A 22,892-nucleotide genomic window follows, 5' to 3' on the forward strand; every position below is an offset into this window, starting at 1 on the left:
ATATCATATACAAAAAGGTAGTTCCCAAGAGGAAACTACCTTTTTTAAATTATTTTGCTACTGCTTGCCACAGAAGCGATAAAAGGAGAGAGAAAGCATAAGAGCTATTAAATAAAACCATATTTTTTAAAGAATAAACAAAGCTATGAGGCGCAGGAACTTCTGCTGCATGGTGTTTCAAGTTCTTCTGAATTATCGGAAAGGAAAGAACAGTCAATAATGTTGGCCATTCAAAAATTCCAATGAAAAAACCTAAAATAATGAAGAAATATGCACTGTACATAAGCAGTTGAAAAAGCTGAATACCTTGTTTACGTCCAATATAATAAACTAAAGTATAACGATGGTTTTTAATATCTGTATCCAAATCACGCAAGTTGTTAGCCAGCATAATATTTGCAATCGTAAAGACTAACGGTAAACTCGCAATTACCATTGCTATAGCACCAACTATATCTCCAGAAAGCGCAAAAGAGTTTGCCGCAAAGTTGAGATCAAGTTTAAAAATAGGATTTTCTGCACTATTGATGAGAATCACCATTGCAAAGATTCCAAATCCCATTGTTCCACCGGAAAAGATTTCACCCAATGGCATACGAGAAAGAGGTATCGGACCATAAGTATAAAAAACGCCGATAAAGAAGACGATGCCTCCCAGCACCAAAAAGAGCCAGCCCGTAAAATAAGCCAAAAGGAAACCCAAACCCAGGCTGACAAGAACCATGAATACTATCAAATTTCTAACAAAATGTGGTGACAGATTAGCTTTACCAATAATATTTTCTTGTTTTTGATAAATTTCATCTTTAGCTTTTTGAAAATCTTGATAATTGTTAATCGCTGTTACCGTCATATCAAAAATAAGCATAGCCAATAAAAAAAGAAACGATAGGCCAGCGTTAAATGTTTTAAAATAACTCAGACTGAAAAGTAAGCCAATAATATAAGGAAATATACTGGCAATTTTGGTTTTAATTTCAACAAGTTCTAAAAATGTTTTAAATGTCATAAAGCGTTTGGGATATCCTTCACTATATTTTCTTTGGTTTTCAAACAATCAAACTTCCTAGATGTTTAATTCTTCTTAGGATGCTCATCTTTTCCAGACAGCATGAACACTCTATATTATAGCTGATAAATACTCCAGAATCAATTTCCGAAGGAATTTATCAGAAATAAAAAATAGCTCTAATGAGCTATTTTTTAATTAACGTCCTTTATAAATTGAACGAGATTTACCATACCATACTTGGGTAAGTATTTTTTGAATCCAAGGTTGAACCCATTTATCTAAACCAAATGCGCGGCCTGAACCGTTCATTAAGGCAATTGCTACTGGAATAAACCAGATGTTTACCCAGAAGAACATACCAGATAGTGCGAACATCACTGTCAATGCTGCAGTTACAGCTGATGCAATCCAAGTAAAGAGACCAAAGATAATAGCAAGAGCAAGTAAAACTTCAACGATAGACATGAATTTTTGCATGAACAATGCAACATCACGATTTGGAATCATGAACTTAAAGATAGGTTCCATCCAATGTGGTACTTTTTCAAGTACTGGCATTGGCTCTGTACCATAAGCATATGAGAGACCCCATTCTGTCGCTTTGTGTGCAGCTTCTGCTCCACCACTAGCAGCAGCGCCAGTTGCACCAGCAGCATCTGCAGCTTTAGTTGCAGCTTCACCTGTTGCGCCAGCAGCAGCATCTGCATGTTTAGGTACTTCTTGCAACCAAGCAAATGGGAATTTAAGATCGTCTGTGAACCAAGAACCTTTACCAAACCAAGTTGTAGGATTAAAGAGTTGACCTTCACCAACAATTTTCTTCATTGCTTCTGTCAACCAAACAAGACCATAGAAGATACGAAGTGGCACAGCCCAGAGTACGTTACCTAAACGTGAAGTGTGACCACGCATGAAGTTACGATCATCTTTTGTACGGAAAACTTCATCCAAAGCATAACGCCAGAAATAATGAGCGGAACGGATTTGCAATGTGTAGATAAAGTAAACAATGTTTTTCATCAACATTGCCCAGAAACCTGTCAAACGCATGCTTCCGACTTTAGCAACACCCCAAGTTGAACCGATAGAAACCATTGTTCCTTGGTATTTGCTTTCGTGTTTATGTTTGCTTCCACCGTTAATATCTGCGATGATATTTGAAGCTGCTGTGTGTGCTGTTTGCTCTGCCGCTTCAACGATTTGTGGTGTTGGACGACCTGTATCAGGTTCGATATAACCTGAAACGTCTCCGGCTACATAGATACCTTTATCTTCAAATCCAACTGCTTCCATAAATTCATTGGCTTGGAGACGATGTCCACGTTCTGTTTCGTTAAGATTAGTCTGTGCTGCTGTATTCCCTTGAACACCTGTAGTCCAAATCAATGTGTGTGTTGGGATTTCTTTTGAAACTTTTTCTTCGTCTCGTCCACCAACATTTACTTTGATGTGATCTTCTGCAACTTCAACGATACCGTGATTTGTCAATACATTGACATTTTTCTTTTCAAGATATGCGTGTGCACGGTCTGCTTGCTTGCGGTCCAATGTGTTCAAGATTGTTGGCATCATTTCAACAACGTTGATTGTGATTTCTTCCTCAGGAATTTTCCAATCTGTTGAAACCTTCTTACGCCAGTCAATCAATTCACCAGCCATTTCAATCCCTGTGAAACCTGAGCCTGCAACAGAGATAGTCAAAAGTGCACGGCGTTTTTCATCGTCAACTTCTGTTGAACCATATTGAACAACAGTTTCAAGTTGACGTTTGATACGCATAGCATCTTCGAGTGACCAAAGAGTAAAACCGTGTTCTTTAACACCAGGTACCCCAAAGTCGTTAGGTTCACCACCAAGAGCAACTACAACATAGTCATAGTCGTAGCTTCCTTGTTCAGTGATAACCTTTTTGTTATCTTTATCAAGACTGACAACAGCATCAGTTACAAGGCTCACATTTTTACGTTTTCCCAAAAGTTTTTGGAAGTCATATTGAACTGTTGTGAATGGCACACGTCCTGCTGCAACTTCATGAAGTTGCGTCATAGATGTATGATAACTGTGTTTGTCAATCAAAGTGATGTCAGCATTCGCTTTAAGCTTTTTCGAAAGCTCACGTGTTGCATGAACCCCAGCAACACCACCACCGATGACTACGATTTTTTTCTTAGTCATTTAAAATCGGTCTCCTACTAGTAATATAATAATGAAAAAAATTTCCATCTAACATTATATCGCTTTCATGCTGCTTTGTAAAGTCCGACATTGTGCTTCTACTAAGTAAGCGGACAAATAAAAGTTAGTTGACGAATTTATACATACCCTATCCTCTTTTTAAAGTCAAAATTAAAAATTTTATAAGAGTACCTAGCTTCTTTTTTTCAAGCTGAATTGCTGCATATCCCCCTAGCTATGTAGTACAATTATTTTATGAAGCTTACATTTGATGATACTATCACCAAGCGCCTATTAGCGCTTATTGAAGATGATCCTGCTGACTTTGTCTTAGACTTTGATCATACTTTAAGTAATGAGACACTCCCAAGCAGCTGTTGTGGCATTACACGTTATCGTATTGTTGCCGTTAATAAAGGAGAAGTTCCTAAAGTTTTTGATGGGAAAATCAGCTCACCTTTAGGTGATTTTTACTGCAAGGCTTGGGGGATGATGTATTTTGATGAAAATATGCGTGTCCGTGTTACGGCCAATCATTTGATTGAGATTATGGGCGATGGCGAAAAGATAGCCCCACATATTGAAATTGTTGACTATCGTCACCAATAAATAGTTATCCTATTTTTGTCCAAACTACAGAAATTTTCTGTGGTTTTTTCTTAAAATAATTGACAGAGTTTTCTAATGATATTACAATAAAAGGAACTACTTTATATCAAGTTACCCGAAAGGACATCTCGCCCATGGGAAAAATAAAAATCAACTGGAACCTTTGGCTTAACGGACTACTTTTTTTCGTTGTGCTTTTCTTACTTTTTAATGTCATTTCAAACATTACCCCGATTACAAAAAGCATTGGCAATTTTTTACAAATTCTCTCTCCTTTGTTTCTCGGAGCAATCGTTGCATACTTTTTAGATAAACCTATTCATAAACTTAGCTTGCTTTTTAGACGTTTGAATGTAAAATTTATCCAACATCATGCAAGAAAATTTAGTATTTTTGTCACTTATATGATTTTCTTACTTCTCCTCTTTTTTGTTATTTATTATCTCTTTCCCATTGTGGTTCGTAACTTACTCGAGTTTCTACGCTTATTACCTACGATTTACCAAAACATTTATCAATGGCTCAGCAGTAATCAATTTCAAGAGTTAGATAATTTTTTACAAATCGAAGACTCTATTCGCTCTTTTGTCAATGCGTTTAGTGCACAGGACGCCGCACGCTACATTACCAGCGGCATTGAATCTCTGAGTACCTTTACTTTCACACTTGCTTCACAGCTTTTCCGTATTGTTGTTGGCATTATCATTTCAATTTATCTTTTGTTATATAAAGAAAGTATCTTACAGATTCTCTCCCGCTTTGGGAAGATTTCTGCTAAGCAGGAGCATCTCCAAGCAATAAAATATTATCTTCGCCAAACAGATATTATCTTCTATAAATTTATTTCCACACAATTCATTGATGCATGCATCATGTGGATTTCATCCACGTTCTTACTATTTATCCTCCACATAACGGGCGTTGCTCATAATCCCTTCTCAGTGGCCTTAGGTTTGCTTATTGGTATTTGCAACATGATTCCTTATTTTGGTTCAATCTTTGCTTCAATTGTCGCAATGATTATCGCTTTTTTTACCGGCGGTTGGGAAGCAGGGCTTGTTACGATTATTATGCTCATCATCCTTCAGCAAATTGATGGAAATATCATCGGACCAAAACTAATGAGTGGTGCTTTGAATGTTAACCCCATTATCGTTATTATCTCTATCTCGATTGGCGGTGCTTATTTTGGTATATTAGGCATGTTCGTCGCTGTACCTGTCGCAGCCTTACTTAAAATTATTTTTATGGAGTATTTAGAGGCTAAGGAAAGTAAACTTTCTCTCACTCCTCACAAAAAATAAAAAAGAGTTATTTCTAACTCTTTTTTTCTTGGACTTTTTGAATAAAATTAAGGAGTTTTTGGTTAAAAGCCTCAATATTTTCCACATGAAGAATATGACCACAATCTTCAAAAATACTTACCTCTGATTGTGCGTTATGTTGTAGGTTCCGTGCTGCCTGAGCATGTTCTGGGGGAAAAATAGGCGAACACCCACCAGCAAAGAACAAATGGGGAACCGTTTCGCGCATAAGATTCTGACGCCAATCTTGCGTAATCACATTTTGAAGCAAGGCTTGGTGCTTTTGAAAATTAAAGGGCAACATCCCTTTACCTAACACACGTTTTACTTGATCTGTCAATTGACGATGAGTTAATTTTGTGCGCGGAAAATCTTTAATAAAATCAGATAATTCACCAAGAGTTTTACCTGTTTGTCCATCTAACCAGTCCGGTGCTCTCATAAATGTAGGTGCTTGATCCTCTGTTACGATTGCTGTTAACTTTCCGTCTGTAAAAAGCTCTTCATATGCCATAATGGTCGCTGCTCCCATCGAGTGTCCAACCAATACAGGTCGAGAAAGTTGCAGAGCATTCATCAACTCTTCTAAATCAGTCGCCAAACGATGTAAGGTCATCCCATAATCTACTTCTTGGCTTTGTCCATGACTCCGGTGATCATAAGTGACTACACGATAACCTGCAGCAACAAAATAATCGACTTGAAAAGCCCAAGTAACTTCACTCGCAGAATAGCCGTTAATAAAAACGATTGCTTGATTTTCTGTTGCTCCATAGCTATGATAATTGATCTGAACTCCATCATTTGTTGTATAAAAAGGCATTGTTTCTTCTTTCTATTGCTCAATCTTTTACTGTACATATCTGACAGCAAAAACTATTCATATTGTAGCAAAAAAGACGAGGAAATCCTGATTTTTTGCTTTAATGTTTGGTGAGGAATAGAAAAAGAGCGAAATTTGCTCGCTCTTTTTAGATTATTTAACAACAATATTTACCAATTTATTCGGAATCGCAATAACTTTAACGATATTTCCTTCCACTTCGACTGCTTCTAAAGCTACTTTTTCAAGTTGGTCTTTTGGTAAATCTTTTTCAATCATGACTTTAGCTTTTAACTTACCGTTGATTTGAACGACAATTTCTATTTCATCTTCAACAAGTTTGCTTTCATCAAATGATGGCCACGCAACATACGAAATACCTGCTTCATTACCGAGTTCAACCCAAAGTTCTTCTGCAAGGTGAGGTGCAAACGGAGCTAAAAGTTGAACAAAGCCTTTCGCATATTCAAGCGGTAATGTTTTAGACTTATTGGCTGCATTTACAAAGATCATCAATTGAGAAATTGCTGTATTAAACAACATGTGATCCAAGCGCTCGGTAACGTTTTTAACTGTTTCATTATAAACTTTATCTAGGCTACCATCATTTTCTTCAGTGATTGTGCTATTGCTGAGCAAACGAACCACACGATCCAAGAATTTACGTGCACCTTCCAGTCCTTCTTCTGACCAAGGAATACTTGCATCTAAAGGTCCCATGAACATTTCATAAACACGTAAAGTATCGGCTCCGTAACGTTTAACGACATCATCGGGATTAACCACATTTTTCAATGATTTAGACATTTTAGCTGGAGCTTGCTCAAGCTCTTCGCCAGTCTCAACATTGTAATAAGAGCCATCACGTTTTTCAACCTTATCTGTAGCAACCAAAGCACCGCGACTATCGCGATAAGAAGTTCCCAAAATCATCCCTTGATTGAAAAGTTTTTGGAAGGGTTCATTTGTTGGAACAACACCCAAGTCAAAGAGAACTTTATGCCAAAATCTTGCATAGAGAAGGTGAAGAACCGCATGTTCGGCTCCGCCGACATAAATATCAACAGGAAGCCATTCTTTAATCAGCTCTGGATCAGCAATAGCTTGGCTATTTTTAGGGTCAATGTAGCGCAAGTAATACCATGACGAACCGGCCCATTGTGGCATTGTATTTGTTTCACGACGACCTTTTACACCATCTTCGCGTGTCACAGTCAGCCAATCTGTTAAATTCGCCAAAGGTGATTCACCAGTACCTGACGGTTTAATATTTGAAGTTTTTGGTAAAACTAATGGCAGTTCTTCTTCTGGAACAGCAGTAGTTGTGCCATCTTCCCAATGAATAATTGGGATTGGCTCGCCCCAATAACGTTGACGACTAAAGAGCCAGTCACGTAGACGATAAGTCACTTTACGAGAGCCGATACCTTTTTCTTCCAGATAAGCGACCATTTTTTCAATCGCTTCTTCCTTTTCCATACCATTCAAGAAATCAGAATTTATAATTTTTCCACCTTCTGTATGGCAGGCTTCTTGAACATTTCCACCATCAAAAACAGGAACGATTTCTAAGTCATAGACCTTAGCGAATTCCCAATCTCGTTCATCATGTCCAGGTACTGCCATAACGGCACCATGTCCATAGCTTGCAAGAACGTAATCAGCGATCCAGATAGGCATTTTCTTGCCACTTACTGGATTAATTGCGTATGCACCTGTCCAAACACCTGTTTTATCCTTTGCCAAGTCTGTACGAGCCAAATCTGACTTAAGGCTGGCTTGATGTTTATAGTCTTCTACAGCATCAGCTTGTTCACCAGTAGTAATTTTTTCTACTAATGGATGCTCTGGTGCAAGAACAGCAAATGTTGAGCCAAAAAGTGTTTCGGGACGCGTTGTGAAAACTGTAAATTCTTCATCGCTACCCTCAACTTTAAAGTTGATGTCCGCACCAACAGATTTACCAATCCAGTTACGTTGCATTTCTTTGATTGATTCTGGCCAGTCCAGGTCTTCCAAATCATTAAGCAAACGCTCCGCATAGGCTGTAATCTTCAGCATCCATTGACGCATCGGTTTACGAACAACTGGATAGCCGCCACGCTCTGAAGTACCATCAGGGAGCACTTCTTCATTGGCGATAGCTGTTCCTAATTCTTCAACCCAGTTAACAGCTACTTCAGCTTCATAGGCCAAACCTTTTTCATACAGCTTCGTAAAAATCCACTGTGTCCATTTATAAAATTCTGGATCAGTTGTATTTACTTCACGTTCCCAGTCATAGCTGAAACCGAGGCTGTTGATTTGACGTTTAAAAGTAGCAATATTTTTCGCTGTAAATTCGACAGGATCATTACCTGTATCGATTGCATACTGCTCAGCAGGCAAGCCAAAAGCATCCCAACCCATTGGATGAAGGACATTATAGCCTTGCGCACGTTTATAGCGGCTCAGAATATCTGTTGCTGTATAACCTTCAGGGTGCCCCACGTGAAGACCTGCTCCTGATGGATAAGGAAACATATCGAGTGCATAAAATTTCGGTTTGTTTTTGTCTGTTCCTGTACGGAAAGTGTTATTGTCCGCCCAGTATTTTTGCCACTTGGCTTCAATGTCAATGTGTTTGTATTCCATATTTCATTCCTTAAAGTTTTTTATAAATTATATTTACAAATCTCAAATTCTATTATATCAAAAAAATCAAAAAAGCAGATTGCTGCTTTTTATCTGTAGCAGAAAATTATTCATGACCGATTAGACCAAATGCTAAAACTAAGTCACTGCCTACAAGTTGTAAGCCATATTTCTGCTCATATTTTTTTACTTTATTGAGTAAGGTGTTCCGATGAACATAGAGCAGCTTTGCTGCAGCTGCTTGGTTGCCGTATGTCGTGTAAAGGGCACGTACTAACGCCTTATCTTCAGGACTTTGAAGAAGCTCTTGTCTGATGTTATTCAATAATAAACTCTCGACATGATGGAGACCCTGAGCCAGAATAGACTCACTAAAGCTGGCTTTTTGCTGAAAAAACTGTGTTTCTTCTTGATAGACTTGCTCGAGCTCTTCGTTGGACACAAAGCTTCCGAGGTAATATTGAAGTTTCTCACCCATATCTTGAGACAAGACTTTTAGACTATCTGTAAGCTCTGATTTACTCAGATTATTCCCAGTATATTCTTCAATAACGAATTGTTTTTCAGCATTTTCTCGTATTACATCGGGCAAGATAAATTTTATATTTTCTACAAGTTCTGAAAAATCCGCAACAGCAAATTGCAAGATACGAAATCGTCCTATAGGTAAAGACGAAAAGTCAGTAGTCTGCTCTGAAAGTAAGGCTATTAAAGTACGCTCTCGTTGATTAAGCTCTGATTCTTCCACGTTGCGGTAAAGTTTTTTTATCTTTTCTATTTCCATTTTTCAAAAAAGTGACCTAAAGGTCACTCTGCTCTTAATTTTCCGTAGGGATGTGTAATTCGAAAAGTGGTGACAATGGACGTTTCTCGTGAATACGGATAATGGCATCGGCAAGCAATGGTGCGATTGAAATCTCAACAATCTTATCACTGCGACGTTCATCTGGTATTTCAATAGTATCCAAAACTACCAACTTATTAATTCCTGAACTTTCGATACGTTCAATAGCTGGACCTGATAAAACAGCATGTGTACATGAAGCATAAACTTCAGTAGCACCAAGCTCTTTCAAGGCATTTGCGGCCAAAGTAATTGTACCAGCTGTATCAATCATATCATCAATCAAGATACACTTCTTCCCTTTAACATCACCGATAATATTCATAATTTCAGCAACGTTGGCACGTGGACGACGTTTATCAATGATTGCGATTGGTGCTTTCAAGAAAGCCGCTAACTTGCGTGCACGGCCCACACCACCATGGTCAGGAGAAACGATTACTAAATCATCGCCATTGGCAAAGCCGTGACGACGGAAGTAATCAGCAATCAATGGTGAGCCCATAAGGTGATCCACAGGAATATTGAAGAAACCTTGAATCTGAGCAGCATGCAAATCAAAGGTAATCAAGCGGTCTGCACCAGCAATTTGAAGCATGTTTGCGACCAATTTTGATGTGATTGGTTCGCGTGCACGTGCTTTACGGTCTTGACGGGCATAACCATAGTAAGGCATTACCACATTGATTGAGGCAGCACTGGCACGTTTTAAGGCATCCATCATAATCAACAGTTCCATTAAGTTTTCATTAACAGGGGCACTTGTTGATTGGAGGATAAAGACGTGTTCTCCACGGATACTTTCATCGATTTTGACTTCGACTTCACCATCATTATAAGTGAGCACGCGTGATTTTCCAACTTGGATACCAATTTCTTTTGCAACTTTATGAGCCAACTTTTGGTTAGATGAAAGTGCAAATAACTTCAAATTTGAATACGACATGATAGCCTTTCTATATAAAACAGTTCTCTAATTAGACCTTTCCATTTTATCGTGAATTGTGTTTTTTTTCAAGTCCCGATAAACTATCCTAAAGCGAGGCTTTACCATTTTCATCCTAAAATTGAAAAAATGCCTATCTTTTACAGATAGACATTTTTTACTAGATGAGCTCCTTAAATAAACCACGTACAAAGAATTCTTCATCAAAGTCTGTAAGATCATTAATCCCTTCGCCCAGTCCGACAAGTTTTACCGGAATTTTCAAGCTCTGAACGATAGATAAAACAATTCCCCCTTTTGCGGAACCATCTAACTTGGTCAAAGCAATCCCCGTAATCGGTGTTACTGCGCTAAATTCTTTAGCTTGTTGAATAGCATTTTGACCTGTTGTTGCATCCAAAGCAAGAATCACTTCATGTGGTGCAGCAGGCAACTCACGCTTGATAATTTTTCCTATTTTTTCCAGTTCTTTCATCAAGTTATCTTTGTTTTGAAGACGACCAGCTGTATCAATCAAAAGAATATCATAGTTTTCTTCTTTTGCTTTTACGACAGCATCAAATACTACACTAGCTGGATCTGAACCTGCTGGTTTCGTGACAACAGGAACCTCTGAGCGTTTGCCCCACTCCACAAGTTGATCAATCGCACCAGCACGGAAAGTATCAGCAGCTGCAAGAAGGACTTTTTTACCTTCATTTTTATAACGATTAGCAAGTTTACCAATTGTTGTTGTCTTACCTACACCATTTACACCAACAAAAAGGAAAACAGTGAGTTCATCTTGGATATTTAACTCAGACGGTACTTTTTCATCATCAAATTTATCTACAATTTTTTCAACAATTAATTGCCGTAATGCTTCTTGTGATTTTGCATTTGCCAATTTGGCTTCGTTCCGCAACTCTTCTGTAACTTCTAAAGCTAAGTCAACACCAACGTCTGACATAATAAGTGTTTCTTCAAGCACTTCAAAGAATTCTTCGTCCACAGAACGGAAATTAGCTAAAAAGGCATTGAAACGTTGACCAAAAGTCTTACGTGTTTTTTCTAAAGACTTGTCGTATTTTTCTTCAATATTGGTAGTTTCTTCCTCTTGAGTTGGTGAATCTACTGAAACTTCATTCTCTTCTAAGACTTCTTCCTTTGAGGCAATTGCTTCGACTTCAGCTGCTTCAAGCTCTTCAATTTCATCTTCTAGAATATCAGATTCTTCTTGGAATTCTTCTTTTTCTTCGGCTTCTGCAGCTGAAGGCTCATCTGCAAATTCAGCTACAACTTCAGGCATCGTTTCTGTTAAAACTTCTTCATCTGGCTCACTCTGAACGAGTTCTTCAGTTTCTACTTCTTCATCTACGACTTCCCCTGCTTCAACCTCTGGCTGTTCTTTTACTTCAACAACTTCTTCAGGAACATCTTCGATTTCCTTTTTCTTACCAAATAAACGATCAAATAATCCCATATTTCCTCCTAAAAAACATATTCTTGAATGACTTCTGCAACTGCATGTTGGTCATTCGTAAAGTTTGAAATAATATTGGCTTCCTTCTTCACAGTCGGTACAGCATTTCCCATTGCAACACCATAACCAGCCCATGAAATCATGCTTAAATCATTTTCTTCATCACCCATCGCCATAACATTTTCAGGTGTGATATCCAATTGTTCAATCAGTTTTGATAAACCAAAGGCCTTATTTATTCCTTTAGGCATGAATTCTAACAAAATATCACGTGTTTTAAAAATTTCAAACTGGTCAAATAATGTTTTGGGAAATTTAGGAATCTGTGCATCCAGAAAAGCCGCATCTGTACAAGAAACAATCTTATTATAAATTGCATCAGGAGCAAGCTCTTCAAATTTTACGGGGTGAAATTCCAAAAGGCTGTTGATAAAGCCATATTGAGATTGTCGTGCACTCTCCGTGACATAGACAATGTCATCACTTAAAACATCACATGGAATTTCCAAAGCTTGAGTTTCCTGCTTGATGAGGCGAACATCATCATAAGTCAATACTTTCTTTGAAAGAATTTCCCCTGTATTACGTTGCACTAACCCACCATTAAAGGTAATACTAAAGTCATTGAAATCTAGCATCTTCAATGTTTTCAAAAAAGGTTGAATTGCTGCAAGAGGGCGGCCAGTTGTTAAAACTACTTCTACACCGTTCTGACGTGCTTTTTGGATTGCTTCAATATTTGGAGCAGAAATCTCTTTTGCACTGTTCAGCAGTGTTCCATCAAGATCTAAAGCGATCAATTTTACATCATTTGTCATGTTTATATTATAACATACTCTGCCCTACGATAATTGCTCCCTAAGATGCATTTTTTTAGACCAGAAATTAAAAGAGTGAAAGGCATATTCTTTTTACGTATAAGAAATAAGGAAGGTTTTATGAGCTTTAACAGGAAAATTTTTGAAGTCTTTTCCTTGAGATTTTAGCTCTCTAGGTACTTCAGAAGAGAGGAGGAAAAGTCATAAAACTCTAGAAAAACAGTAACATTAAACCATTTTCCATCAAGAACTCTCTAAAGAGAGTTAATCAAGTAATTAGACTGTGGCAAAAGCCACCTCAGTTTTAGTAAAGGAAACAACTATGACAAAAAAACTCTTTGTTCTTACTTCCATTTTATCCCTCACAATGGGTACAGTTCTCGTGGGCTGTGCAAGTGGGGATAGCAAGACGACAGATACTTCAAAAGAAAAAACAAATCAATCTAAAGAAAACATTTCCTCTTTTAATTTTATCTCCAATAAAAATCAACCTGAAACAGTGAAAGATTTTTTACCGCTATTTGCTCAGCAATTAAAAAAATATAATCAAGTCGCTGAAAAAATTTGGCCCAAAAATGCCGTGACGGGCATCCCTGTAGTTTTAGAAGATACAGAAAGTAAAAAAATGTGGAAAATAAATCCAGATGGACAAATCAGTGATTTTTCTGAAAAAGAAGCTAAGGAGCTGAATGTTGAACGCTCTGAAGCACCGGGGACTTGGGGGTATTATGGCAAGCAGTTTGATAAGTTTGGTGTAGATGCTCAATATAGCCTTGAGGGAAAAACTCTTGAAGGTGGTGGAATGTATTTTTCACTAGATAGCGCTGCACTCAAAAATAAAGAGATGTGGAATCGCTATCCACACTTAGGATCATACGATGCTTTGGTCTTTGTTTTACATGAGAATTTCCATATATTTGAACAAACAAAATGGAATAAACTATCAGAAACGGAGATTGCTAAGATAGGTTCAGAAAAAGACCAACATCTAGGACAAACCGAAGCACGTATTCTACGTTACCAATTAATTCAAAACTTGATGAAGGCTGTTACTCATCCAAAGGATAAGACCTTAGTTTTGCAAGCCATCGCAACATATAATGAATATAAAACAAAGCATAAAACTGACTTTGATAATGCACACTATTGGGATCGTACTGAAGGTTCTGCACAATATATGGAAATTATGACGGCTTTATATACCTACTTCCCAGATCAACTTAGCACCGATAAGGATATCACTCATGCAATCCAAACCTTAGGGAAGCAAACTAAAGGATACGGCAGTTCTACTGGAAATGTAGAAGAATCATATGATATTGGTGCTTTCGCAGGTTTATTATTGGATAATTATGATTCATCATGGAAAATGAAACTCATGAAAGATAAAGACACTACACCAATGAGTTTATTAGCTGATTATTTCCAAAATGAAAAACTTCCAGCTTACACCCCACTTAATGAAGAAGATAAAAACAAGCTTTTAGAAAAAATAACAGATAAGAAAAAAGAGCTCGTCACATATCATAAACAATCTTTAGAAGAAATGAAGAAAGAGCTTCAAGCTGCCTCAGATCCCCAGCAAAAAGAGGCATTAGAAAAGGAAATCAAAGCTCTTGAGGCAAAGATCGCCGCATTAGAAAAGTAATATAAAAAATAAACCATATTCACTTATGAATATGGTTTTATACTGTCGTGATTAAAATAAAAATAATAATTTCAGCCCCTTGGTCAGCCGTGACACCTGTTTTCTCAAAAAATTATATAAATAAAAGTATATTAAAAAGCAAACAATCGCTTGATCCATTGTTTTTAATTCATTGAGATGACGAGTAGAACGACAAGAAGCAAAACTAATAATAAAAGTAACTCCCAAACCATTAGTGAAAGTAACGGGTTCAGACCTTTAATGTGTAAACGATCCGCAATCCCATCTAATATATTTTTATTCATATGTATAATATATCAAAAAGTTTAATGGTTTGCAACATGATTTCTTTGTTTTCTTTTAAATTACAAAAAGATTAATTTAAAATTCACTTCCTCAATAACAATAACTAAAAAGTTATTGTTTTACTTCGCTTTCCATTTTTTCAAATTCTTTTTCAACAAAATATCCCGAGAGCCAAATAGCAAAGAGAATTCCAAGCATTCCTAAAAGCATTGATGCCATATCTGCCATAAGTAATTTAGAGTTTATTATCTCAGCAAAGCTATAATGTAGCCGAACAAACCAAAGAATAAGGCTTAGAGATGATCCTAACAAACCAAAAAAGAGTGTATTTACAGCAGTTCCTAGAATTTGCTGTGAAATTATAAAGCGTTGTTCCTTAAACTGCAGCAATGTCATCTGCTCATCTTGTTCTACAACTTCAGATAAACTAGCAACCAAAGCCATAGCTGCTTCTGCAACTGCACCCAACATTGAAATAACCATGACCACAATTGCAACGTTAGAAAAATTTAACCCTATTGTAAGGGATAATTCTTCTAACTCCTCTGTATCTTCGATTGCAAAACCTTGTAGGTTACCGACATACTGTACAAGCACAGCCAAAATAAGAAGAGAAAATACAACAATGAGACTTGTTTTAAAAGAAATGTTTGTTACCATATTATCATCAGAAGACATATATATGGCAATTGCCAAAATGAGTACTGAAACAACACTTAAGAGAACAAATGTGTTCATTCCCCAAGAAAGCAAGGTTATCATTGCAAAAATCAAAATGAAATTAAGCCCTAGTCCGACGAGATTTCTTATACCTTCAACACCCGAAACTAAAATCAGTAAGCCAGTCAAAATAATAAAGAGAACAATTAAACTATTCATTTCTTGCTTCCTTTCTTAGTCCAAAACTTGTCACTACAGCCGTAATCGGAACTGCAAGTACGATACCGATCGCAGAGATAATGGTTTGTAAAAGTCCAAGATTAAGGGCAGTTCCTGCAATATAATTCCATGTGTTCCCATTTCTTAGCAAGAGCAAAGTCATGGGAATCGTTTCTGCCATAAAAATCATAAAGAGCACATTTGTTAAAGTCCCAATAATCTCTTTTCCAATTTCCATGCCGGACTTAATATAGTCTTTTTGAGACATGTTTATTTCATTAAGCTGATTTTGACGATAAAGTCCAAATAAACCAGCAACGATATCTCCAGTACCATCCATAATTGCACCTAAGACACTGATGATTGCACCTACGAAAAAGAATAAAATCGGGTTTTGAGTCACATAATTCATCATTTCAAAATGAATACCTGAATTACCTGTAAGTTTTAAAACAGAAAAGGTCAGCAGAAATGTCAAAAGGCTAGTGAGAACTGTGGTAAATAGCGTAAATAACATTTGCCGTGTAAATCCTAAAACAAAACCTAGTGAGCTGATCGCAAAGACCAATGCTAAGCAAGAAAAAGTGATAAGCGCATTTACAGAAGTAAACTGAATATCAAAAGCGAGTGCTAAAACAAAGTATAAAAGGTTAAGTAGCAAGGACAATGTAAGGAAGAGTGTTGCACGCCATCGAATAAAGCTTAAGGTTAGTCCGATAAAAAGAACAGCTAAACTCACAATCAATGCATCTCGTTTCTGGCCAACGATCTGCATCGTTCCCGCACTTTCACGCAATAAAATCTTTTGATTTTTACGATAAAGCTGTCCAGTAAGTTGGGACTGATTAGAGATATTTTTTAGATTTAAAACCTGATTTTTTTGCCTAGTATTGAGCAGCCTAACTTTAAGATTTTGCTGCACTTCTGTATCTTTATTATTGAAGTTATCACTTAAAGCTGTCTTTTCCACGGTTTTTACGTCTTCAATAATCCCCAAAGGTTCATGATAAAATCGTGCATTATGATCGACGATAACAAAAGCTGCCACTGCAACCAAGCAGGGCAGAATAATTTTTTTCAGAAAGAATTTAATCATTATTTTTTACCACAGTCAAAATTACAAAATATCCTAAGATATAAATAACCGCAAAGGTGAGAATCAGTCCTAAGGAGAATTTTGTTTTTGGCTCATTTTGTGAAATAGAGAAACCAAAAGAAGCGTACTTGCTGTTGGGCAGCTCAATCAGATGCGGATAGTCTAGATTTTCTGTATTGGTCATTAAGGCCAACGTAACAGGAACTTTTTGAATATTTTCTACTCGCAGACGATAATGACCAACTGGCATTTCCGTCTTCAAAACAGTCATCGCATCTTCTGCCAGAATTGGGGTTTCACCAACTTCTTTCCATTGCTCAGCTTCTTTTTTCTCAAGAATCAATTTCATTTCCATATTCGCGTAAGAGTTGAAATCAATACGATTGGCTGATGTAGTTAAATCAAATGCTTGAGAAATACTTTTCCCTGCTCCTAAGTCGATACTGCCTTTGCTATAACCAAAGTGATTAACCGAATGTTGCTGCGCGTTCACGACAATTGCTTGTTTTGGTTGTTTTTGCATCAATGTTAGCATCAGCCCTAAAGACAACAAAGCCATAATTGGATAAGCTATCTTCAAGAGCTTGCTTCGCCCTTTTTCAGGTCTAAAGACAGTTTTTTCCGAAAAAATTTTATCAAAGCTGAGTGCAGCCGCAAGAATGATTAAAGCAAAGGTCATGAATTGGTAACGAGGTTTAACTTCCCAAAGTAAAGTATGAAAGAGTGTAATTCCCATCGTTGTTAAAATTGCTAGAGAAAAAACTGATATCTCCTCTTTTTTTGTCTTCCAAAGGCGGTAAACAATGGCAAAGAGAAATACGGTCATCAGCGCTTTAGCATAAGTTGAGATAAAGATATTAATAGCACCAATATTATCAATGACCCAACCTGGAGCTTTCGTCCAATTGTAATACCCAGAAAAAAGCTGATAATCAGTAGCCGTTGCAAAAGTCCCACAAGACCAAAGTTGACCAAACTTCGCCAATAAGAGTATTGGAATCATCCATGGATTTTTTCCTAAATGTACTAAACGCTCTTTGATTCCAGCAATATTACCTTCTTTGGCCGTTTCAAAACCAAAGTGGTTTAGTGTATAGTCACGATCAACAGGTGTCCATTCGCCCATTGATTCTGTATTTAGGCCCTCATAAATCCAGTTTACTGTTGGAAAAACATCTGGTCCTTTTAAGTCATATTGCATAGCACTTGCTAAACCACGAGTTACTCCCATTGCCAAAACAATACCAACAAAAGAAGCTAAAATGAGCTTAACTATTGAAAGCCACAATTTTTTATATTTTTTTCGTTGACTAAAGGCCACTAAGCCCAAAATTGCTAAAGCAATCAGAATGATGATCACATTGGGGCGCGCAAGGAATCCAAGAGTAAATAAGATTGCCGTACTGACAAATTGCCAAATACCGAATGAACTTGTACGTTGAGCCTTATCAAAACGCAGTGCAACAATCAATAAAACTAAAATCGCAAATCCATCTGAATATCCTACCCTCAATAAGAAGTCATAATTCATTGGAAGCATAAGCATCAGAAGGGCCACAAAGGTTGCTAAATCTGGTCTTTTTTTCCATAGGAAGCGAACCAGCAATGCCCAAATACTTGTATTGATAAGGATATTAAAAGCATAAAAGACGAAGTAGTAAGAGATATGGAGTACTTCTGCAAGCTTCATAAATCCAACATTCAAAGCTACCAGAGGCACGAGGTTAGGATATTGCCTAATCCAAACATCCCAAACCATATCTCCTTGCATAATTCGTGTGGCCTGTGCTTGAATATGCCAAGGGTCTCCGAAAACCATCGTATGAATTTGAGTCACAGATAAAATCTGTAAGAGAAGAAAAACTGCAAAAAAGGCGAAAATAAATATTTTCAAGCCTTTTTTATTCATATTTTGAAATTTTCTATAGGCAAAACGGAGGATGAAAAAGAGCAAACCAGCACACAACACAACAGAAATAGGTTCGACAAAACCAGCATCCGTAAAAGGTTGCACAGCCATAATAGCTAAAGCTGCCATAAAGAGCCAAAGCAGAATACGATACATGCTTTTATTCAGAAATTCCATTTTTCCTCCTACTGCGTTGAATAAAGTCTACTAAGCCCATGGTTGCTAGAATAAGCATTATTGGTGCAAAGTTATAAAGGTAACGTGAATTAGCTTCCCAAAGTAGTAAGAAGCCTGTCAAACCGGCCATTGAAAGTCCAACAATGAACCATTCTGTTTTATGCTTCTTGAAAATACCTAGGAAGATTTCATACCACATCAATGGGACGATGGCTAACCAATAGAGTGTTTGTGCTGCTTTAATCAACAACCAGCCCGTAATATTCCCTTCTTCTGGCGCAAAGCTGGTCCAGTCAAAATAACGGAATATAAAGGGATTAGAATGACGATATGTATAGAAGAAATTACTCAAATCACCGTTAAACCACGTATACATGATTTTACGCCACAATTGAACCAGAACACCTGGAACACCCATTTCCTTGAGATTTTCAATAAAACGACGCTTTATCCCTTCTTTCTTTGATGCTACATCTGTAAATGATTGAGAGTAGGCCAAGACATCAGGATTGAAGCCTCCATACTTATTGATAGGATCAAAAGACATTGTTACCCAGTGAATCATCGGCAGATTGTAACGGTCATTAGCTTGTTCTGAGAAAGCTGGCTCATTTGCGATAACTGCCTTAACACCTTGATGCACACCTACAAAAAGTAATGCTGCTACAGGAACCATAATGAGCAGTTTTTTCCATTTACGGTTAAGCACAAGGAAACAAAAGACAGCAATCATTGGGATGAAAACAGTAGGTTTAATACTATAGCCAAAGAATACAACAAGGCATGCTGCTATCCACCAGATAATCATCTTGCTGGTCTTCTCTGACTGCAGTGCATAAATCATAAAGAGTAAGCCAAAAATGACAAAAGGTAAGGTCGCTGTATCTGTGTAGAGCTGTGCTCCATAAAGATAAAACGGTATAAAACCAAAAGCAACTAAATTGTAAATCAAAGCCATTTTAAGATTAGAAATCTTTTTAATGATTAATGAACCACCTAGAACAGAAAGACTTGTCAGAATTGCTGCTACTACAGTTGTCGCAATGATTCTCGATAAGTTGGTTGTGAAAGGAGCAAAAAGAGTGTTATAGACAATACCGAAAAACTGATTATTGGGATAACGTAAAAAATAGAGAAGTTCATCTTCAGTCATTGGAAGATGTGTAAATGAACGACCACCAAGCTGCATGGTATCTCTAAATATTACAAAGAAATCCCAGTCATGTGCTGTGTCAGGCACATGAATAATGAAGAAAAAAGGCACAAGCAATACTGCAAGCCCTAAAATCCACATTGACATTTTATAGTAATGTTGGATTTTACTTTCTGTAAGTGTGTCGATTTTCTTAACTGATCGATAAACGAAAACCATGTAAGCTGCTGCGATAAACATACAGATATTCCCGAGGATAAAAGCTGTGATGTACTTTTCATTCCAAACAGGTGTTTCCATGATTACATAGATATTTGTTCCAAGCCAGATGAGGCCAAAGATAAGTGACCAAAAGATCTTACACTTTCGCGGATCTTTTAAGTGTTGATGTAGTGTATTCAACATTATTTTCCTTTAAAACGTTTTGTAGTAGTTGATTGGATTTCCCCAATACAACAAAATGATATTCTTTTCCTATATAGATAAAACGAAGCGTTCTTGGCGTAAGTTTTACTGAGCTCATATAATTGAAGTCAATTTCAAGCATACCTAAACGAAAATCACGAGAAAAATGCAGTGCATTTTCTGCTGCAAAAAAGCGACGTTGTCTCACTAAGAAATAGAAAGCGAGAACCAGAAAGACCAGAATAGTTATTTGAAACCAATTCATTCGAAGATTGTTTTCATAGAAAAGAACTTGTTGGAAAGAAAGGAGAATAACCCACCACATCCAGGCTATTTTATAAATATTACTTAAAGGCTGAAAATATCCTGATTTCATAAAATATTACTTTCCTTTCTCATCTTTTTTGCTGGTGGAAGGTGCCTTTTTTGCATCTTCTTTTTCTTTATCTTTTGCTTTTGCTGCTGCTTCAGCTTCTTCTTGAGCTTTTTTCGATGCCAAGACCGGATCGTTAAAGAGATCAACTGTAGATACTCCTTGGTTTTCGGAAAGAAGAGATGTGGAACGAGCTTTCAAGACATCTTGTTCTTCTTTCAAACGATTCCTTGTTGAAGTGACATTGTAACTATAGTTACCCGGCTGTACCGGCTTAAACCCAGGCGGAGTGTAGAAACGAAGGAGATCTTCCGTATTGAAGGTATCTGACATGTCTAACATTTTATTAACTTTTTCTTGGATGCTATCCACATACTTCTGTTGACTTTCCGTTAACTTCAGAACTTCTCCGGTCTTTGTGTCATGGTAAACCGAACTTGTAGCACTTGATTTGGTGATTGTTGGTGTGACGAAACCACGATTTCGAAGTGCAACGAATTGTTCGCGTTTTGGTGCAAAGACATCTTGTCCAAACTGGATATAATCTTTTGTTGAAATACCAAGCAAGTGCTCCAAGGTTGGCATAACATCGATTTCACCGATAAATTCATCACTGATGTGTCCAGATGTTTGACCAGGAATATCAATCATGAACGGTGTACGTTGCATCATTGTATTATCATACTCTGTCCAGTTATCTGCACTTTTACCAATGAATGGGGCATAGTATTTTGTATCTGAACCAGAAATTCCGTAGTGATCACCGTAAAGAACAATAACGGATTTTTCATAAAGTCCAGATTTTTTCAAGTAATCAAAGAAATCTTTAACCGATGAATCCAGATAATTAGCGGTAACAAAATAGTTGTCAACGACTGAGTTCCCTGAACCACCTTCTAAAAGTTTTGGATTCATCTCATAATCTTCAAGACCTGTATAAGGCGTATGATTTGTAACCGTCAAATATTTCGCATAAAAAGGTTGCTGTAACTGCTCAAGATATGGAATTGAATCGTTAAAGAAATATTTATCTTTAACGCCCCAAGCAGTAGAGTTCGTTGGTGTGAGATCATAGAATGATTGGTCAAAGAAGTTTTGATAACCCATATTACGATAAACGTTATTACGACTGTAAAATGAGCCAACATTCCCATGGAAAACCGCACTTGAATAGCCTTCTTTTTGTTGCAGAATGGCTGGCATAGCTTGGAAAGTTTGTGTACTTCCTAGGCTTGAGAAGAGTGAACCAGATGATAAACCAAATGTTGAAGTTTCAAGCATGGTTTCTGCATCAGAAGTTTTTCCTTGCCCAACTTGGTTAAAGAAATTTGAGAAAGAATAAACAGAAGGATTATTATTATAAAGTGAATTCAAGAAGGGAGTAACTTCTTCACCGTTTACCTTCATATTAATGACATCTTGTTGCAGTGATTCAAGGTGAATCACGATAACGTTACGGTTTTTCGCAATCCCAAACATCTTGGCATTTGGCGCAAGATAACGATCTTCTTGAATGTATTTTTGAACTTTTGTAAAGTCAGTTTTAGAAGCCATAGCTCGAGTTTCGTTGGACACATGAGTATACCAGCTATTGGTCGCTAACCATGGGCCTAAGCCCAAATAACGGACAACATAAGTGGCATCGTATTGTGCTTGTCGTGAAACTAGACGATGCTCAGTAAGATCCGCCATCCAAAAGTTTAAGCCAAAAATCATGACAGAGGCACTGAAAACCTTAAAGGCAAAAATATTCGTAGGACGACGTTCATCCATTTTAATCTTCTTGGTAAGAAAAAGCACAAGAATAACAATAATGTCAATCCAGAACACGATGTCCACCCAAGAAATAGCGATTGAACCTAAATCGAAACCTTTTCCGACCATCCCTGCTCCCCCCGTTAAGGTGTTAAGCGTAAGAAAGTCTGAAAACTCACGATAGTAAAGGATATTTCCGTAGACTAACAAATTTCCAATCAAGTTCATTAATAGCATACCTAGATAGAAAAGCTGCTTTCTTTTAATAAACAGTATCAAGCTAAAGAAGATTGCTGTAAAGCCTATGGGATTCACAATAACCAATAGATAATCTGCAAGATTAGAAGAGTTCAAACCCTTAAAGACAGAAAAGTAAGCAATCATGGTTTTGACCCAAATAAAGAAGGTCGACCAGCATACTAAACCTAGTCGTGTATTAAAACTATTAAGTAATTTTTTCAAGGTAAACCTCAATTTATTTTTTATTTGCACAAGATTAAATTCCTTTTTTTACATTGGGAATAATTCTAACAAATGAGCCTTGAGCTAAGCTTAAGCTTCATA

At 37.1% G+C, this 22,892-nt stretch carries 17 protein-coding genes; 3 read left to right on the top strand and 14 right to left on the bottom strand.

Going from position 1 to position 22,892, the window contains the following annotated elements; all coding sequences use genetic code 11:
* Positions 1-49: 49 nt before the first annotated feature.
* Positions 50-1,009 carry a 1,4-dihydroxy-2-naphthoate polyprenyltransferase gene (gene menA, locus J0J36_RS06465; RefSeq protein WP_004256242.1) on the bottom strand — a complete coding sequence of 320 codons (960 nt, stop codon included), beginning with the start codon at positions 1,007-1,009 and terminating at the stop codon, positions 50-52.
* Positions 1,010-1,207: 198 nt separating this feature from the next.
* Positions 1,208-3,187 (bottom strand): FAD-dependent oxidoreductase, encoded by a 1,980-nt coding sequence (locus J0J36_RS06470; RefSeq protein ID WP_153925166.1) that lies wholly within the window; start codon positions 3,185-3,187, stop codon positions 1,208-1,210.
* Between the two features lie 255 nt (positions 3,188-3,442).
* Here J0J36_RS06470 and J0J36_RS06475 point away from each other — a divergent pair, with 255 nt between their 5' ends.
* Together J0J36_RS06475 and J0J36_RS06480 are read left to right on the top strand one after the other, a co-directional pair.
* A complete protein-coding gene (locus J0J36_RS06475) occupies positions 3,443-3,796 on the top strand; it encodes an iron-sulfur cluster biosynthesis family protein (RefSeq protein ID WP_004256237.1) in 354 nt (117 codons plus the stop codon).
* Positions 3,797-3,930: 134 nt separating this feature from the next.
* Positions 3,931-5,100 carry an AI-2E family transporter gene (locus J0J36_RS06480; RefSeq protein WP_004256235.1) on the top strand — a complete coding sequence of 390 codons (1,170 nt, stop codon included), beginning with the start codon at positions 3,931-3,933 and terminating at the stop codon, positions 5,098-5,100.
* Between the two features lie 13 nt (positions 5,101-5,113).
* On the opposite strand, the gene J0J36_RS06485 is transcribed toward J0J36_RS06480, so the two are convergent.
* The 6 genes from J0J36_RS06485 to J0J36_RS06510 form a co-directional block, all read right to left on the bottom strand.
* Positions 5,114-5,923: an alpha/beta fold hydrolase gene (locus J0J36_RS06485; RefSeq protein WP_004256233.1), complete on the bottom strand. Its 810-nt coding sequence runs from the start codon at positions 5,921-5,923 to the stop codon at positions 5,114-5,116.
* 153 nt (positions 5,924-6,076) lie between these two features.
* Positions 6,077-8,557: a leucine--tRNA ligase gene (gene leuS / locus J0J36_RS06490; protein ID WP_153925169.1), complete on the bottom strand. Its 2,481-nt coding sequence runs from the start codon at positions 8,555-8,557 to the stop codon at positions 6,077-6,079.
* Between the two features lie 106 nt (positions 8,558-8,663).
* Positions 8,664-9,341, bottom strand: coding sequence for a helix-turn-helix domain-containing protein (locus J0J36_RS06495; protein WP_004256228.1), 678 nt, complete (start codon positions 9,339-9,341; stop codon positions 8,664-8,666).
* 34 nt (positions 9,342-9,375) lie between these two features.
* Positions 9,376-10,347 (bottom strand): ribose-phosphate diphosphokinase, encoded by a 972-nt coding sequence (locus tag J0J36_RS06500; RefSeq protein WP_004256224.1) that lies wholly within the window; start codon positions 10,345-10,347, stop codon positions 9,376-9,378.
* Between the two features lie 160 nt (positions 10,348-10,507).
* The gene (ftsY, locus tag J0J36_RS06505; protein ID WP_153925172.1) at positions 10,508-11,809 is read right to left on the bottom strand and encodes a signal recognition particle-docking protein FtsY; all 1,302 of its coding nucleotides are present in this window, start codon (positions 11,807-11,809) and stop codon (positions 10,508-10,510) included.
* 8 nt (positions 11,810-11,817) lie between these two features.
* On the bottom strand, positions 11,818-12,627 hold the full coding sequence (locus tag J0J36_RS06510) for a Cof-type HAD-IIB family hydrolase (RefSeq protein WP_153925175.1): 810 nt from the start codon (positions 12,625-12,627) through the stop codon (positions 11,818-11,820).
* A gap of 322 nt (positions 12,628-12,949) precedes the next feature.
* Here J0J36_RS06510 and J0J36_RS06515 point away from each other — a divergent pair, with 322 nt between their 5' ends.
* The gene (locus J0J36_RS06515) at positions 12,950-14,275 is read left to right on the top strand and encodes a hypothetical protein (RefSeq protein WP_019335475.1); all 1,326 of its coding nucleotides are present in this window, start codon (positions 12,950-12,952) and stop codon (positions 14,273-14,275) included.
* A gap of 417 nt (positions 14,276-14,692) precedes the next feature.
* Here J0J36_RS06515 and J0J36_RS06520 read toward each other — a convergent pair whose 3' ends face one another.
* From J0J36_RS06520 to J0J36_RS06545, 6 genes are read right to left on the bottom strand one after another with little or no spacing between them, the layout of a single operon-like run.
* The gene (locus J0J36_RS06520) at positions 14,693-15,460 is read right to left on the bottom strand and encodes a YibE/F family protein (RefSeq protein WP_019292700.1); all 768 of its coding nucleotides are present in this window, start codon (positions 15,458-15,460) and stop codon (positions 14,693-14,695) included.
* Positions 15,453-16,556 (bottom strand): YibE/F family protein, encoded by a 1,104-nt coding sequence (locus tag J0J36_RS06525; RefSeq protein WP_004256215.1) that lies wholly within the window; start codon positions 16,554-16,556, stop codon positions 15,453-15,455. The genes J0J36_RS06520 and J0J36_RS06525 overlap by 8 nt, the downstream gene beginning before the upstream one ends.
* Entirely contained in the window at positions 16,549-18,642 is a 2,094-nt protein-coding gene (locus tag J0J36_RS06530; RefSeq protein WP_004256212.1) for a hypothetical protein, read from the bottom strand. Before J0J36_RS06530 ends, J0J36_RS06525 begins: the two co-directional genes overlap by 8 nt.
* A complete protein-coding gene (locus J0J36_RS06535; RefSeq protein WP_019335473.1) occupies positions 18,626-20,200 on the bottom strand; it encodes a glycosyltransferase family 39 protein in 1,575 nt (524 codons plus the stop codon). Before J0J36_RS06535 ends, J0J36_RS06530 begins: the two co-directional genes overlap by 17 nt.
* Positions 20,154-20,576 carry an EbsA family protein gene (locus J0J36_RS06540; RefSeq protein ID WP_004256207.1) on the bottom strand — a complete coding sequence of 141 codons (423 nt, stop codon included), beginning with the start codon at positions 20,574-20,576 and terminating at the stop codon, positions 20,154-20,156. The genes J0J36_RS06535 and J0J36_RS06540 overlap by 47 nt, the downstream gene beginning before the upstream one ends.
* A 6-nt stretch (positions 20,577-20,582) precedes the next feature.
* Complete coding sequence (locus tag J0J36_RS06545; protein ID WP_153925178.1) at positions 20,583-22,820, bottom strand: LTA synthase family protein; 2,238 nt, start codon at positions 22,818-22,820, stop codon at positions 20,583-20,585.
* Between the last annotated feature and the right edge of the window lie 72 nt (positions 22,821-22,892).

Origin of the sequence: Lactococcus sp. LG1074, assembly GCF_017309525.1 — a bacterium.
GTDB lineage: Bacteria > Bacillota > Bacilli > Lactobacillales > Streptococcaceae > Lactococcus > Lactococcus petauri.

Excerpts from the sequence above, each read along its gene's own strand:
- J0J36_RS06515 (WP_019335475.1), top strand. The coding sequence starts at position 12,950 with ATGACAAAAAAACTCTTTGTTCTTACTTCCATTTTATCCCTCACAATG.
- J0J36_RS06535 (WP_019335473.1), bottom strand. The coding sequence starts at position 20,200 with ATGTTGAATACACTACATCAACACTTAAAAGATCCGCGAAAGTGTAAG.
- J0J36_RS06510 (WP_153925175.1), bottom strand. The coding sequence starts at position 12,627 with ATGACAAATGATGTAAAATTGATCGCTTTAGATCTTGATGGAACACTG.
- J0J36_RS06480 (WP_004256235.1), top strand. The coding sequence starts at position 3,931 with ATGGGAAAAATAAAAATCAACTGGAACCTTTGGCTTAACGGACTACTT.
- J0J36_RS06485 (WP_004256233.1), bottom strand. The coding sequence starts at position 5,923 with ATGCCTTTTTATACAACAAATGATGGAGTTCAGATCAATTATCATAGC.
- J0J36_RS06540 (WP_004256207.1), bottom strand. The coding sequence starts at position 20,576 with ATGAAATCAGGATATTTTCAGCCTTTAAGTAATATTTATAAAATAGCC.
- J0J36_RS06500 (WP_004256224.1), bottom strand. The coding sequence starts at position 10,347 with ATGTCGTATTCAAATTTGAAGTTATTTGCACTTTCATCTAACCAAAAG.
- J0J36_RS06470 (WP_153925166.1), bottom strand. The coding sequence starts at position 3,187 with ATGACTAAGAAAAAAATCGTAGTCATCGGTGGTGGTGTTGCTGGGGTT.
- J0J36_RS06525 (WP_004256215.1), bottom strand. The coding sequence starts at position 16,556 with ATGATTAAATTCTTTCTGAAAAAAATTATTCTGCCCTGCTTGGTTGCA.
- J0J36_RS06530 (WP_004256212.1), bottom strand. The coding sequence starts at position 18,642 with ATGGAATTTCTGAATAAAAGCATGTATCGTATTCTGCTTTGGCTCTTT.
- leuS (WP_153925169.1), bottom strand. The coding sequence starts at position 8,557 with ATGGAATACAAACACATTGACATTGAAGCCAAGTGGCAAAAATACTGG.
- J0J36_RS06495 (WP_004256228.1), bottom strand. The coding sequence starts at position 9,341 with ATGGAAATAGAAAAGATAAAAAAACTTTACCGCAACGTGGAAGAATCA.
- J0J36_RS06520 (WP_019292700.1), bottom strand. The coding sequence starts at position 15,460 with ATGAATAGTTTAATTGTTCTCTTTATTATTTTGACTGGCTTACTGATT.
- ftsY (WP_153925172.1), bottom strand. The coding sequence starts at position 11,809 with ATGGGATTATTTGATCGTTTATTTGGTAAGAAAAAGGAAATCGAAGAT.
- J0J36_RS06475 (WP_004256237.1), top strand. The coding sequence starts at position 3,443 with ATGAAGCTTACATTTGATGATACTATCACCAAGCGCCTATTAGCGCTT.
- menA (WP_004256242.1), bottom strand. The coding sequence starts at position 1,009 with ATGACATTTAAAACATTTTTAGAACTTGTTGAAATTAAAACCAAAATT.